This window comes from Nocardia sp. NPDC059691 (assembly GCF_042733915.1).
In the GTDB taxonomy this organism is placed as follows: domain Bacteria; phylum Actinomycetota; class Actinomycetes; order Mycobacteriales; family Mycobacteriaceae; genus Nocardia; species Nocardia sichangensis.
On record NZ_JBHWFB010000016.1, the window covers coordinates 13,582 to 27,577 of the forward strand.

Here is a 13,996-nt window from a genome sequence, read left to right on the forward strand (position 1 = left end):
CCGCCGGTACATTCTGGGTGTCCATACTGCCCGCTTCCGGGTTTTTCTGTTGGCCGTGTCGAGTCGTCGGAGAGTTGGTGTCGCCGGATGGTGTTGGCCGCGTCACAGCGGGTGCTGGCTCGGTTGCTGGTCGTCGCTTCCGTCGCGCTGGTCGTGTCCTGCGGAAACGACGAGCCGCAGCCGTCGATCACGGTCGGCGCGGGTGATTCGATCGAGTCCTCCGTGCTCGCCGAAATCTATGCGGGCGCGCTCGCGCGCGCCGGTGTGCGGACCGCGGTGGACCCGCGACTGGGCAGCCGCGCGGACTACCTCGCCGCGCTCGATGCGGACCGGGTCCAAGTGGTCGGCGAGCACACCGGCGCGCTGCTGGCCCATCTCGACGAACACACGACGGCGCGGCTGCCTGAGCAGGTGAAAGATGCGGTGAGCGCCGCATTGCCCGAGGGGCTGGTCGTCTCCGATCGCGCCGACGGCACCGATCTGCGGCCGCGGGTGCTGCTCACCGCACAGGCGGCGGCGCAGGACCGAGTGCGTTCGGTGCGTGATCTCGCGCCCCGCTGCGGTGGACTGACCGTCGGCGTAGCGGCCACGCCCGGCCTGCTGCCGCAGGCCGGGAGCGATCGCGTCGCCGGGTGCGACTTCGCCGCCACCGTGGCCTTCCCGGATCCCGCCGCACTGCGGAAAGCGCTGCTGGAAGGCCGGGTTCAGGTCGGCCTGCTCGGCGGTCCCGCCGAACTGACGCCCGGTGCGACCGACGGATTGGCCGTGCTGTCCGATGACGAGTACGCCGTGCGAGCCGAGAACGTGCTGCCGCTGTTCCGCAAAGGACTGCTCGACCGGCGGCAGATCAAGAAACTCGACTACGTCGCGGGCGAACTGACGACCGACGAGCTGGCGGCCATGATCCGGAATGTCCGGGACGACGGCGCCGCACCGATTGACGTCGCGCGCGCCTGGCTGGACAAGCACTCGTTGTAGGCGTGACCCGCACGGCGCTTGCCACAGTCGGCTGCCGCCGCTGAGTCGTAAGCTCGCGTCGTTTCCTGTCGGGAATCGAGCGATAGATGTCGCATCCGACACTGCCGCCGGTTGCGAGCCGCGGCATAGGCTGGTTGAGCAGCCACTACACCCTCCCGCACAGCAACGGCGCTGGAGAGGGTCGCCGACGTCGTCGGCCTTCGGCGGGAGCCGAAATCGAGAGGCCATCGAGAACTGACATCTCGATGGCCTCTCGTCGTGTACGAGCCGGGACATCGGGAACGCGATACGCGAGGCTGTGAATTGTGGGGGTCATCACGGGTCGCAGCGTCTTGTTCGCAGGCTGTTCCGCGCCGTATATTCCACGTGGAATATTTAGCGTGGAGCATGTCGGGACCGGGCGATAGCGTGCCGGGCGGCGGCAGGCTCGCAGCGTCGGCGGCCGAAGGCCGAGACGACCGAGTGACGGAGGTGAACAAGCATGGGGCAAGGGCAGGCGCATCCGTCGGTGACGCCGTTGGCCATCGCCGTGCTCGCACTGCTGGAGGAGCGGCCCATGCATCCGTACGAGATGTTCCAGACGCTGATCGCGCGGCGGGAGGACAAGCTGGTCAAGGTGCGGCCGGGCTCGCTGTACCACACCGTGTCCCGCCTGGCCGACCAAGAATTGGTGCACGCCGAGGGCGTCGACCGGGCGGGCAACCGGCCCGAACGCACCACCTACCGGATCACCGGGCGCGGCAGGGAGGCGTTGCGCAACCGGATCGCCGAGATCGTGCGGCGACCCGTTCCGGAGTATCCGATCTTCCCGGTGGCGCTGGGCGAGTTGCACAATCTGCCGAAGACGGAGGCGCTCACGCTGCTGCGCGAACGAATCGGCGTGCTGGAGACCGAACTGGCCGATGCCGACATGCTGATCGCCTGGGCCGAGGAGCACGTCGTTCCCCGCCGCTACTGGATCTCCCTGCCGTATCTGCGGGCGATCCTCGCCGCCGAACTCACCTGGGTCAAGGAGTTCACCGCCGAATTGGCCGGCGGCGCACTCGAGTGGGAGGACTTCGACCCCGTGACCGGCGAACGCTCCGCGGCCGAACCGGCCGCCGACACCCCGGTGTCGCTGCCGGTGCCGCCCGGCGCTGTGGCGGCCGCCGACCCGAGATTTTCGGATCATCCGAGTTAGGAAACGAAACAGATGTCCACACAACGCAATCCGTGGCTGGCGCTGGTCGCGCTGGTCGTCGGCTTCTTCATGATCCTGCTGGACATGACGATCGTGGCGGTCGCCAATCCCGCGATCATGACCAGCTTGCACGCCGACATCTCCCAGGTGATCTGGGTGACCAGCGCCTACCTGCTCACCTACGCGGTGCCGCTGCTGGTCACCGGACGGCTGGGTGATCGATTCGGCCCCAAGAACATCTATCTGATCGGCTTGGCGGTGTTCACCGCCGCGTCGCTGTGGTGCGGTCTGTCCGGCACCATCGGCATGCTGATCGCGGCACGCGCCGCCCAGGGCATCGGCGCCGCGCTGATGACGCCGCAGACCATGGCCGTGATCACCAGGACATTCCCGCCCGACCGGCGCGGCGCCGCCATGGGCCTGTGGGGTGGCGTCGCGGGCCTGGCGACGCTGGTGGGCCCGATCCTCGGCGGTGTGCTGGTGGACGGTCTCGGCTGGGAGTGGATCTTCATCGTGAACGTCCCGGTCGGCGTCGTCGCCTTCGCGTTGGCCGTCTGGCTGGTGCCCGCGCTGCCGACGCACGAGCACAAGTTCGACATCCCCGGTGTGCTGCTCAGCGGCGTCGGCATGTTCCTGCTGGTGTTCGGCATCCAGGAGGGCAACACCTACGACTGGTCGTTGCGCATCTGGCTGCTGATCGGCGCTGGCTTGGTGGTGCTCGCGGTGTTCCTGGTCAACCAGGCCAGGAACAAGGGCGAGCCGTTGCTGCCGCTGAGCCTGTTCCGCGATCGCAACTTCGCGCTGTCCAACGCCGCGATCGCCGCGATGGGTGCGGCGGTGACCTCCCTGATGGTGCCGACGTACTTCTACCTGCAGGCCGTGCGGGAGCTGTCGCCGACCAAGTCCGCGCTGGTCTTCGCGCCCATGGCGATCGTGACCGGTTTCTCCGCCCCGCTGGTCGGCAAGTTCGCCGACAAGCTGCACCCGCGGATCGTGCCCACCATCGGCTTCGGCTTGTTCGCGCTGTCGGTGTTCTGCTTCGCGGCGCTGATGAAGCCGGACTCGTCGCTGGTCTGGTTCCTGGTGGCCGCGGCGCTGGCCGGTTTCGCCAACGCCTGCATCTGGGCGCCGCTGGCGTCCACCGCCACGCACAATTTGCCGGTCCAGCTGGCCGGCGCGGGCGCCGGTGTCTACAACACCACCCGCCAGGTGGGCTCGGTGCTCGGCAGCGCGGCGATCAGCGCGCTGGTGGCGGCCAGGATGACGGCGAACGGCCTGGGCGGCGGCCCGGTTGCCGAAGGAGGCGCGGGCCGGGGCCCGCTCCCGGAGTTCGTCAAGGATGCCTTCAGCACCGCGCTCGGCCAGTCCGCGCTGCTCCCCGCGGCTGTCCTGCTGATCGGCGTCGCCGCCTCGGTACTGTTCATCCGCCACGGCGAGTCGGCCCCGCCGCGGCTCGAGAAAGAACGGGTCGAGGCCGACGCCGTAGCGAGCTGACCGCCGAAATACCATGCCCCGCAGAAGAAGTCCTTCTGCGGGGCATGTTCGTCAGCGCGCCAGCACGCCGAGCTTGGTCCAGTCGATGGTGATCTCGATCGGCACATCGATCACGGTCTGGGAATCGGTCGGCGGCAGCTTCACATGTAGTCGGTACTGGCCCAGTACATGGTCGAGTACATAGACCTCGATCGAATCGACGCAATTGCCGGAAACCCAGACGATCCAGTACCACGGGATCCCGGCCAACGCATACTCCGCGAGCTTGTCGGCCGTGTCTACACGCTCGGTGCCCGGTGAGACGACTTCTACCACCAGTTTGACCATGGAAGCGGGCAACGGCCGAAGTTCGGGCGGGGCGCATTCGAACAGTGCGATGTCGGGCCGCCGAATCGTCACCCGCGGCAGCTCCCACAGCAGCACATCGAAATCCATATCGACGTCCAAGCAGCCGCTACGGTATCGACCAACGTGAGCTTCGGCAGCGGTCTCGACAAAGTCCGCTATTCTGCGGGCGGACTTCTGATGCGGCCTGGTAGGCGACTCCGCCCGAACGGCCTCCCCGTTCACCACCTCCACCAAGCGGCAGAAATCTTCGGGAAGCTTTTTCCAGATCTCCAACGTGATCGGCGCCGGCTGCAAGTTCTCTTCTCGCGCCCAATCCAAAATCTCGGACATGGCCCCCTCCTCGAACGGCCGACGACTACCGGACTCGCCCGATCCTATCCCGTCGACACGAGTTCACTGCCTGCCATTACGAGACCATCCGCGGTGCGCGTCAACCCACGCTGACTGTGACCGAGGGATAGCCGGTGGCGCCGTCGGGGATGACGTCGCGGCGTTCGGCTGTTTGGGTTTCGCCGGCGCCGTCGGTGGCGCGGGCGCGGAGGGTGTGCGGGCCGGAGGTGGCGTCCCAGTCGAATACCCACTGGCGCCAGGTGTCGATGGACTGCTCTTCGGAGAGGCGGGCCTGCTGCCAGGGGCCGTTGTCGACTTGCACTTCCACGGCGCGGATGCCGCGATGTTGTGCCCACGCGACTCCGGCGATGGGGATGCGGCCCGGCTGGAGGCGGCCGCGAGCACGGGGAGTGTCGATGCGGATGCCGGTCTTGATCGGGCCGAGTGCCGACCAGCCGCGGCGGGTCCAGTACGCGGTGGCGCGGTCGAAGCGGGTGACTTCCAGTTCGGTCACCCATTTGGTGGCCGAGACGTAGCCGTAGAGACCGGGCACGACCAGCCGGGCTGGATACCCGTGCCGCACCGGCAGCGGTTCGCCGTTCATGCCGACCGCGAGCAGCGCGTCGCGTCCGTCGGTGAGCACCGCCAGCGGCGTGCCCGCGGTCCAGCCGTCGGCGCTGTGCGAGAGGACCATGTCCGCGTCGGGGTGCGGTCCCGCCTCGGCGAGCAGCTGATCCACGCGGTAACCGAGCCAGCGCGCGTTGCCGATCAGGTCGCCGCCCACCGGATTGGACACGCAGGCCAGCGTGACCAGGTGTTCCTCCACCGGGCGAAGCGCCAGATCCGCCCAGGTGAGCCGGATCTCGCGGTCGACCATGCCGTGGATCCGCAGCGACCAGCCGTCCTTGGACACTTGCGGCACGATCAGCGCGGTGTCGATCCGGTAGAAATCGTCGTTCGCGGTCAGGTACGGCGTCAGTCCGGGGACACGAAGGTCCACGCCGGGCGCGACCGGCTCGGCGGGTGCCGACGGCTCCGGCAACTGCACGGCGGCTCGCTCGCCGGAAACGTCGCTGCGGCGGGCGCCGAGCACCCGTCCGCCGATTCCGGTCACCGCGGCCAGCCCACCGGCCACCAGTAGTCCCCGCAAGACTTGCCTGCGCTCCGGAGCCGCCGAGCTGAGCTCCGAAGCGCCGGCGGCCGATGCGGGCGAGACCTCACCCGCCGGTCTGGCCTCGACCCGTCCCGGTTCGTCCGCGGCGGCGAGGTTCTCGCCCGCACCAGGGCGTTCGGTGCCTGGCCGGTGCACCGACGTGTCCGGACGCGAGTCCGCGCCGGAGTCCACGTCGGTGATCGCCCGGTTCTGCCCGTCGGCGACATCGGCGTGCTCTGAGTGATCTCGGTCGGCGGAAGCCGAACCTTCGGCCACGGTTCGAGCAGGGTCGGTCGACGATGCCGTTCCCGCGTGCCTCGTACCGGACGACTTGTCGACCGCCGCGTCGATGCGACGGGTCAGCGCTCGCAGCGAGTAGATGCCGACGGCGACGCCGACGACGGTCGGCAACGCGGCGGTGAGACCGGTGCGCGCTACCGCCACCCAAGCGGTGATCACTCCGAACACGACGAACAACCACGACCCGGCGGCACGGGTGGTCCGCTCGATCGCTCCGGCCACGCCGGCGACCAGGACGGCGATCACGCTCATGATCAGGTACAGCGCGGCCTTGTCGTTGGTGCCGAAGGTGGTGATGGCCCATTCCCGCACACCGTCGGGCGTGTGGTCGACCACGGCCGAACCGAGAAGGTGCAGCGGCGCGCTGTCGGGGCCGAGGAAGGCCGCGAGCGATTCGGCGACACCCAGCGTGAGGCCCGCCGAGACGATCCCGGCCACCACACGCAGTCGCAGATCGGCCATGGCATCGAGACTACTGCCGGTCGACCGGCTCGGTCCGGCATCCGCGACAGCGCACGGATCGTCGCGGACGGACCCGGACACGCGAAAGGCGCTGCCCGCGAACGGACAGCGCCTTTCCGCGATCGGTTCAGTTGTAGATGTTCGCCACGTCGTCGGCGTGCTGCTTCATCACGACGGCGCGCTTGAGCGACATCTTCGGGGTGAGTTCGCCGGTTTCCTGGGTCCAGTCGATGGTCAGCAGGCGGATCTTCTTGATCTGCTCGGCTTTCGACACCTTCTTGTTCGTCTCGGCCACCGCCGCGTTCACCTCGGCGAGCAGGTCCGGGTTCTCGATCAGCTTCTCGATGGGGGTGTCGGCGGGCAGGCTGTTGCGTTCCTTCCAGCCGGGCAGCGACTCCGGGTCCAGCGTGATCAGCGCGCCGATGAAGGGCTGGCCGTCACCGACCACCATCACCTGGCTGATCAGCGGGTGCGCCCGCAGCGAGTCCTCCAGCAGCGCGGGGGAGACGTTCTTGCCACCGGCGGTGACGATGATCTCCTTCTTGCGGCCGGTGATGGTGATGAAGCCGTCCCCGTCGATGGCGCCGAGGTCACCGGTCTTGAACCAGCCGTCCTCGAACGCGTCGTCGGTGGCCTCCGCGTTGCCCCAGTAGCCGCTGAACACGACCGAGCCGCGCAGCAGCAGCTCGCCGTCCTCGGCGATCTTGGCGGCGTGGCCCTCGATCGGCCGCCCGACCGAGCCGACCCGGATGTGCTCCGGGGTGTTGACCGCGATGGCCGCGGTGGTCTCGGTGAGGCCGTAGCCCTCGTAGATGGTGACGCCGACGCCGCGGAAGAAGTGGCCCAGTCGCGCGCCGAGCGGCCCGCCGCCGGAAACGGCGGCCTCGCACTGGCCGCCGAGCGCGGCGCGCAGCTTGGCGTACACCAGCTTGTCGAACAGCGCGTGCTTCAGCTTCAGCGCCAGGCCCGGTCCGCCGTTGTCGAGCGCCTCGCTCCACGCGATCGCGGTATCGGCGGCGGCGTCGAAGATCTTGCCCTTGCCGCCGTCGTGCGCCTTCTGCTTGGCGCTGTTGAACACCTTCTCGAACACCCGGGGCACCGAGAGGATGAAGTGCGGCTGGTAGCTGCCGAACTGCTCGACCAGGGTGGACCAGTCGGCGGTGTGCGCGACGACCACCTTCGCGTCGAACGCGGCCAGCGCCACGGCGCGGGCGAAGACGTGCGCCAGCGGCAGGAACATGAGGGTCTTCTTGCCCTCGGTGACGTACTTGTTCAGCGCGATCCGGTCGGACTTGGACTCCGCGTACAGGTTCGCGTGGGTCAGCATGACGCCCTTCGGGCGGCCCGTGGTGCCCGAGGTGTAGATCAGAGTGGCGGGCGACTGCGCGCCGACCTGTGCGCGGCGCTCGTGCACGGCCTGGTCGTCCAGGTCGGCGCCGCGGCCGAGCAACTCGTCCACCGCGCCCTTGTCGATCTGCAGGATCTCCCGCAGCTCGGGCAGCGCCCCGGTTTCGATCTCGTCGATCACCTTCCGGTGCTTGTCGCTGTCCACGACCAGCAGCTTGGTGGCCGAGTCCTGCAGGATCCACTTGGCCTGCTCGGCGGCGGAGCTGTCGTAGATCGCGACGGTGCAGCCGCCCGCGGCCCAGATGGCGAAGTCGAGGACGGCCCACTCGTAGCGGGTGGGGGCCATGATGGCGACGCGATCGCCGAGTTCGAGACCCGAAGCGATCAGGCCTTTCGCCACCCCGGTAACGGTTTTCGCGAACTCGGCGGCGGTGACGTCCCGCCAGCCGCCACTGCCGTTAGGCACGTTGAACAGCACCGTATTCGGCGACTGCTCGGCGTGGCGGAAGACGTTGTCGGAATTGTTCGCGTCATCCGGAATGGTGTAAGAAGCCGGGACTTCGAACTCTCGCATCAGTGCCCTTCCACGTGGGTTTACTCGCCAGTAATCTACGACACCTGCGCCGGGCCCGTGAGGTCGACCACCGCCAATCGCCTCCGTACATCACCGCAGGCTGGGGACCCGCTCGAATTTCATCCTAGTTCGCGCAGGTCCGCCGGTTGAATCGCTTCGCGCAGGAACTCGGCGAGTTCGCACAGCGCGGCCGCTGCGGGCGCCGCCAGCGCGGCCTGCAATTGAGCGACGTGCCACAAGCCCTTGCTCTCGGTGAAGCGCACGTGTACCCCCGCCTCGCGCAGCGCGGCGACCAGCGCGATGCACTGCCGGTGCAGCAGTTCGCTGACGTCCACCTGCACGTAGGTCGGCGGCAGGCCGCGCAGTTCGCCGGTCAGGGGTGCGTAAGCCGGGTCGGCGGAATCGCTGTCGCCCAGGTAAGCGGCGGCGCAGGCGCGTGACCAGGGCCTGTTGATAACCAGATCGCGTTCCCGCTCCGGGATCTCGTTCGGGTCCGCCCACGGCGCGATCAGACCGAGCGCGGCCGGGGTCTGCCCGTGCCGGGCGATCAGTCGCTGAGCCAGCGCGAGCGACAGACCGCCGCCCGCGGAGTCACCGGAGACGGCGATCTGGTCCGGCCGCAGTCCCGAGGTCGCCACCAGCTCCAAAAACGCCGCCTCGGCGTCGTCCAGTGCCGCGGGGAAGGGGTGCTCCGGCGCGAGCCGGTAGTCCAGCACGTAGACCGCGCAACCGATGTCTCGTGCCAGCCGGGCCGCCAGCGAGCGATGTGTCGCGACCGAGCCGACCGCGTATCCGCCTCCGTGGAGATAGAGCACGGCACCGTGCTCGGAGCTGTCCGCGAAATCGATCCGCTCGGCGGGCCTGCCGCCCAGGCGCACGGGCCGCACGACAGCGCCCGCGGGCAGCAACTGCGCCCGCGAAGTCACGTCGAGCAGCCTGCGCTGCACCGTGAACGGCAATCGCTTGTTCAGCGTGACCCGGAAGATCGGATTCAGTATCGCCCGCGCGAGGGGCAGTGGCAGGTCGATGTCCCGCATTCGTCGTTCCTCGAATCCGGGTCAGGGCAGGAAGCGGCGTTCGACGTTGGCCGCGATCCGCTGGTAGCCCGACGCGGTGACCCGGACGAACAGATCCAGCAGTTTGGCCTCCCAGCCGATCAGCACGCGGCCGTGCCCCTTGCGCACGCCCTCGACGATGGTCTGCGCCGCCATCTCCGGGGTGTGGATGGCCAGCTTCCGGTCGAACATCGTCGCGGCCGACTTGGCGTCGATGCCCTCGGCGTAGGTGGCGTTGCGCGCGACCGCGGTCTTGATGCCGCCGGGGTGCACGCAGGTGACCTTGACCGGGTGCCGCGCGACCAGCATCTCCTGGCGCAGCGACTCGGTGAAGCCGCGCACCGCGAACTTCGCCGCGTTGTAGGCGCTCTGCCCGGGAATCGCGATCAGGCCGAAGAGGCTGGACACATTGACGACGTGGCCGTCACCGGACTCGATGACCATCGGCAGGAACGCCTTGGTGCCGTTGACGACGCCCCAGAAATCGACGTCCATCACGCGTTCGAAGTCCTTGTACTCCGAGCGGATGACCTCGCCGTGGTGGGCGATGCCCGCGTTGTTGTAGATCTGGTGCACCGTGCCGAAGTGCGCTTTCACCGCGTCGGCGTAGAGGATCACCGCTTCGCGTTCGACCACGTTCAGCCGGTCGGACTTGACCTCGGCGCCGAGCTGTTCGCAGCGGCGTACGGTCTCGTTCAAACCGTCGACGTCGATGTCCGACAGTGCCAGTTTGGCGCCGCGCCGGGCCAGATTCACCGCCAGCGCACGGCCGATCCCGGAACCCGCTCCGGTGATCACACATACCTTGTTCTCGAAGTAAGCGTCACTGCTCACGATGCCACTGCTTTCAGGTCGGCCCGGGAAATGGAGATGTCGTACGCCGCCACGTCGAATGTCTTGGTCAGCCTACGGAATTCGAAAGTGAAGTCCGGCCACAGCGTGGTGTTGTTGCCGTGCTTGTCCAGGTACCAGCTCGAGCACCCGCCGGTCAGCCAGACGCTGCCCGCCAGCTTCGCCTGCAGGTCGGCGTTGTAGGCATCCTGCACGTCGCGGCGCACCTCCACGGTACGCAGGTCGAGGCGGTCGATGGTAGCCAGTGCGTCGGCGATGTAATTGATCTGAGATTCGATCATGTACACCATCGAGGTGTGCCCGAGGCCGACGTTCGGGCCGAGCAGGAAGAACAGATTGGGGTAATTGGCGATCGCCGAGCCCTTGTAGCCCTGCTGGCCGATCTCGTCGAATACCTCCGCCAAAGTGCGACCGTCGCGGCCCGCGATGGTGTTGTAAGTGGGGGAGTCGGTGACGTGGAAGCCGGTCGCCACGATCAACGCGTCGATCTCGCGCTCGGTGCCGTCCTCGGTGACGATCGAGTTCGCGCGCACCTCGGCGATGCCGTCGGTGACCACGTCGACGTTGGGGCGCGACAGCGCGGGGTAGTAGTCGTTGGAGATCAGCATGCGCTTGCAGCCGATCCGGAAATTCGGCGTGACCTTGGCGCGCAACTGCGGATCGCGGATCTCGTAGCGGAGTTTGGCCTTCGCGATCGCCTCGAACAACTGCATCAGGGCGGGCACCTTGGCCAGGCCGACCACCTGGGTCTCGCGCGCGGCGTAGATGGCCGCGCGGGATAGTCGCTGCAGACCCGGCACGTGCTTGAAGGCCAGTCGCTCGGCCTTCGTGTACGGGCGGTCCAGGCGCGGCAGCAGCCACGGCGCCGTGCGCTGGTATACGTCCAGATGGCCGACCTTCGGGGCGATGGCAGGCACGATCTGGATCGCCGAGGCGCCGGTGCCGATGATGGCGACCCGCTTGCCGGTGAGGTCGGCGTCGTGGTTCCAGCGGGCGGAGTGGAAGATCTCGCCTTCGAACTCGCCGATGCCTTTGATGTCCGGCAGCGCGGGCTCGCACAGCGCGCCGACCGCGGAGACCACCGTGTTCGCGGTGAAGCTGCCTTGGGTCGACTCGATCTCCCAGAGCGCGGTCTCGTCGTTCCAGCGGGCGCTGGTCACGTCGCAGTCGAAGATGTGCTTGTCACGCACGTCGTAACGCTTCGACACGTCCTGGATGTACTGCTGGATCTCGCCCTGCCGGGAGAACGACCGCGACCAGTTCGGGTTCAGCGCGAACGAGTACGAGTACAGGTGCGAAGGCACGTCGCAGGCCGCGCCGGGGTAGGTGTTGTCCCGCCAGGTGCCGCCGACGTCGCTGCCGCGCTCCAGCACGAGAAAGTCGTTGCGACCCTGCTGGGTCAGCCGGACGGCCAGACCCAGGCCCGCGAACCCGCTGCCGATGATGATCGTCTTGGCGTGGCGCGCGGGTCGGCCGGCGACAGCTTTGTCTGTAACCTTGCGACTCATGTAATGGAGCCTACGGTCCTATTGAGCGCGAGTCAACAGTGTATTGACTGGCGTTCAGTAGGATTGTGCGCGTGACGAGAACCCAGAGAGACGCCCCCAAGCGCACGCGGCTGAGTCCCGACGAGCGCCGCGAGCAGCTGATCACTCTGGGTGCGAAGATGCTCGGCGAGCGTTCCATCGAGGACATCTCCGTCAGCGAGATCGCCGCCGAGGCGGGCATCTCCCGCGGCCTGCTGTTCCATTACTTCCCGACCAAGCAGGACTTCCAGCTCGCGATCGTGCACCACGCCAACGCCGAACTGCTCGAGCGCGTCGCCCCGGACCGCTCGCTGGGCCTGTTCGAGATGCTGCGCGACTCGATCGAGCGCTACATCGAGTACGTCACGGAGAACCGGACCTCCTATCTGGCGCTCCTGCGCGGCCCCACCAGCGTCAGCCCCGACCTGGCCCCACTGGTCGACCAGACCCGCGACGCGATCATCGGGATCATCCTCGCGGAAACGCCGGTTCCGGTCGCCGAAGCCGATCACCCTCGGCTCATGCTCGCGATGCGCGGCTGGATCGCGTTCGTCGAGGAGTCCACGCTCACCTGGCTGCGTTCCGAGCCGATCTCGCGTACGGAGCTGATCGACCTGCTGGTCGAATCGCTGATCGGCATAGCGTTCTCGGTGGACCCGGATCTGGCCGCGGCGCTGCGAGGTTGAGCGGGGCTCGCTCGCGTCCGCCGCGCCGGCCGTGCGCCGATCAGCCGTCCGCCGCGTTGTAGCGGACCAGGTACCCGGCGAGTTCGGCGAGGTCCTCGTCGTCCCAGTCGCGGAACCGTTCGGCGAACGCCTCCCGGCGGCGCTGCTCGGCCTCCCGTGCGATCCGCTGCCCGGCGGGGGTGGCGCGCAGGATGTGGTTGCGGCGATTGGCGGGATCGACCTCCCGGGTGAGATACCCGAGCCGTTCCAGCGCCGCCACCTGCCTGCTCACCGTGGATTTGTCCAGCAGGAAGTGTTCGGCCAGTTCGGTGGCCAGGCAGCCGTCGCGTTCGATGACCAGGTCCAGGATGCTCGACGCGACCAGCGGCAGTTCCGGATGCAGTTCGGCGGCTCGGCCACGGGCTCGGCGGGCGAATGCGGTGAGCTCGCGCTGAATGGTGTGGATCGCGGTCGAGCGAGTGGGGAATGCCGGAGATTGCCGCATGGTTGTATAGTACAACGAAGATAGTTGTATTTACCAACCTTTTGGGGAGTCGTCTCATGCACCAGCTACGGCATGTCGCCGCGCATCTGCTCACCCCACTGCTGATGTGCCTCGGCATGGCACTGGCATATCTGGGCGCGTTCCACCAGCCCGAGCCGAACCACCTGAAGGTGGCGATCGTGGGTGACGCACCGCAGGTCAAGGTGCTGGCTCAGACGCTGAAGGACCGGGCCGGAGACGCGCTGGAGGTTGTCACCCTGCCAGGTCGGGAGGAGGCGGTGCGGCAGTTGCGGGAGCGGACACTGGCCGGCGCCTACGTGCCGGAATCGCACGAAGCGCTGGTCGCCAAGGCTGGTTCCGACACCACGGCAATGGCGGCCGAGGCCGTCTTCGACCGGATCGCCGCCCAGCAGGGCGCGCCGGTCGAGGTCACCGATATCGCTCCGCCGAGCACCGGCGATCCGACCGCGCAGGGCCTGTTCTTCCTGCTGGTGGCATTGAGCATCGGCTCCTACGGCAGCGTCGCGGCGATCGGCGCGGCCGGGGCGGGACTGAGCATGGGCGTTCGCGCACTGCTGGGCCTGGTCACGTCGCTGGCGGTGAGCGTCATCGGGCTCGGCGTCGCGGGGCCGGTATTCCATGTGGTCGACCACGACTACGCCGCCGTCTGGGCGATGTCGTGGCTGTATTCGGCTGGGATTCTCGCCGTGGGCATCGGGCTGCACACTTTCTTACGGCGCTGGACCACGCTGACGATGATGGTGCTGTTCGTGATGCTCAACTTCACGACATCGGGCGGCGTGTACGGGCCGTGGCTGCAGAACGATTTCTTCGGCGCGCTGCATTCGTTCTGGAACGGAGCGGGTTTCGTCGAGGGCGCGCGCACCCTGTTGTACTTCGACGGCGGTGCGGGATTCGGCAACCGGGTGTTGAGCTTGGTGCTGTGGCTGGCGGCCGGTGCGGGACTGGTCCTGGTGGCGGGCGGCTACGAGCGCAGGCTGCGCACGGCCGCGCGCACCGAGACGGTCCGCGTCACGGAACATGCGGCCGAGGAAGAGATCGAAGAAGCGGTCGGAGTCTGACGCACCCGAGTGTGGCGCTGCCCACACGCTGTCCTTCGTACGCCCTTCTGCTGCCAATATCCTGCTGCTCCAGTGCCTTTCGATTTTGTGGCGGAAATCCAGGCGCATACCGTTGTGTGGTCGATGGTGTGGACGGCGATGGAGG

The 13,996-nt window shown here is 67.9% G+C and carries 12 protein-coding genes; 5 read left to right on the top strand and 7 right to left on the bottom strand.

Annotation, left to right across the window (positions count from 1 at the left end):
• The first annotated feature begins 87 nt into the window (after positions 1-87).
• The 3 genes from ACFV2O_RS29915 (at position 88) to ACFV2O_RS29925 (ending at position 3,652) form a co-directional block, all read left to right on the top strand.
• Positions 88-978, top strand: coding sequence for a glycine betaine ABC transporter substrate-binding protein (locus ACFV2O_RS29915; RefSeq protein WP_379254785.1), 891 nt, complete (start codon positions 88-90; stop codon positions 976-978).
• 481 nt (positions 979-1,459) lie between these two features.
• Positions 1,460-2,158 (top strand): PadR family transcriptional regulator, encoded by a 699-nt coding sequence (locus tag ACFV2O_RS29920; RefSeq protein ID WP_355077338.1) that lies wholly within the window; start codon positions 1,460-1,462, stop codon positions 2,156-2,158.
• A gap of 12 nt (positions 2,159-2,170) precedes the next feature.
• Positions 2,171-3,652, top strand: a complete 1,482-nt coding sequence (locus tag ACFV2O_RS29925; RefSeq protein ID WP_379254787.1) for a DHA2 family efflux MFS transporter permease subunit — start codon at positions 2,171-2,173, stop codon at positions 3,650-3,652.
• 51 nt (positions 3,653-3,703) lie between these two features.
• Here ACFV2O_RS29925 and ACFV2O_RS29930 read toward each other — a convergent pair whose 3' ends face one another.
• The 6 genes from ACFV2O_RS29930 to ACFV2O_RS29955 all read right to left on the bottom strand — a co-directional run bounded on the left by ACFV2O_RS29930 (position 3,704) and on the right by ACFV2O_RS29955 (position 11,581).
• Positions 3,704-4,330: a Uma2 family endonuclease gene (locus ACFV2O_RS29930; protein ID WP_379254789.1), complete on the bottom strand. Its 627-nt coding sequence runs from the start codon at positions 4,328-4,330 to the stop codon at positions 3,704-3,706.
• A gap of 100 nt (positions 4,331-4,430) precedes the next feature.
• Entirely contained in the window at positions 4,431-6,245 is a 1,815-nt protein-coding gene (locus ACFV2O_RS29935) for a molybdopterin-dependent oxidoreductase (RefSeq protein ID WP_379254791.1), read from the bottom strand.
• A 127-nt stretch (positions 6,246-6,372) separates the two neighbouring features.
• A complete protein-coding gene (locus tag ACFV2O_RS29940) occupies positions 6,373-8,166 on the bottom strand; it encodes an AMP-dependent synthetase/ligase (RefSeq protein ID WP_379254792.1) in 1,794 nt (597 codons plus the stop codon).
• 119 nt (positions 8,167-8,285) lie between these two features.
• A complete protein-coding gene (locus tag ACFV2O_RS29945) occupies positions 8,286-9,203 on the bottom strand; it encodes an alpha/beta hydrolase (protein ID WP_379254794.1) in 918 nt (305 codons plus the stop codon).
• 21 nt (positions 9,204-9,224) lie between these two features.
• The gene (locus ACFV2O_RS29950; RefSeq protein WP_379254796.1) at positions 9,225-10,055 is read right to left on the bottom strand and encodes an SDR family NAD(P)-dependent oxidoreductase; all 831 of its coding nucleotides are present in this window, start codon (positions 10,053-10,055) and stop codon (positions 9,225-9,227) included.
• A complete protein-coding gene (locus tag ACFV2O_RS29955; RefSeq protein ID WP_379254798.1) occupies positions 10,052-11,581 on the bottom strand; it encodes a flavin-containing monooxygenase in 1,530 nt (509 codons plus the stop codon). Before ACFV2O_RS29955 ends, ACFV2O_RS29950 begins: the two co-directional genes overlap by 4 nt.
• 71 nt (positions 11,582-11,652) lie before the next feature.
• Between ACFV2O_RS29955 and ACFV2O_RS29960 the strand changes: the two genes are divergently transcribed.
• Positions 11,653-12,285, top strand: a complete 633-nt coding sequence (locus tag ACFV2O_RS29960) for a TetR/AcrR family transcriptional regulator (RefSeq protein ID WP_379254800.1) — start codon at positions 11,653-11,655, stop codon at positions 12,283-12,285.
• 40 nt (positions 12,286-12,325) lie between these two features.
• On the opposite strand, the gene ACFV2O_RS29965 is transcribed toward ACFV2O_RS29960, so the two are convergent.
• Complete coding sequence (locus ACFV2O_RS29965) at positions 12,326-12,769, bottom strand: MarR family transcriptional regulator (protein WP_355077323.1); 444 nt, start codon at positions 12,767-12,769, stop codon at positions 12,326-12,328.
• Between the two features lie 56 nt (positions 12,770-12,825).
• On the opposite strand from ACFV2O_RS29965, the gene ACFV2O_RS29970 reads away from it, so the two are divergent.
• Complete coding sequence (locus tag ACFV2O_RS29970; protein ID WP_379254802.1) at positions 12,826-13,851, top strand: hypothetical protein; 1,026 nt, start codon at positions 12,826-12,828, stop codon at positions 13,849-13,851.
• Positions 13,852-13,996: the final 145 nt, after the last annotated feature.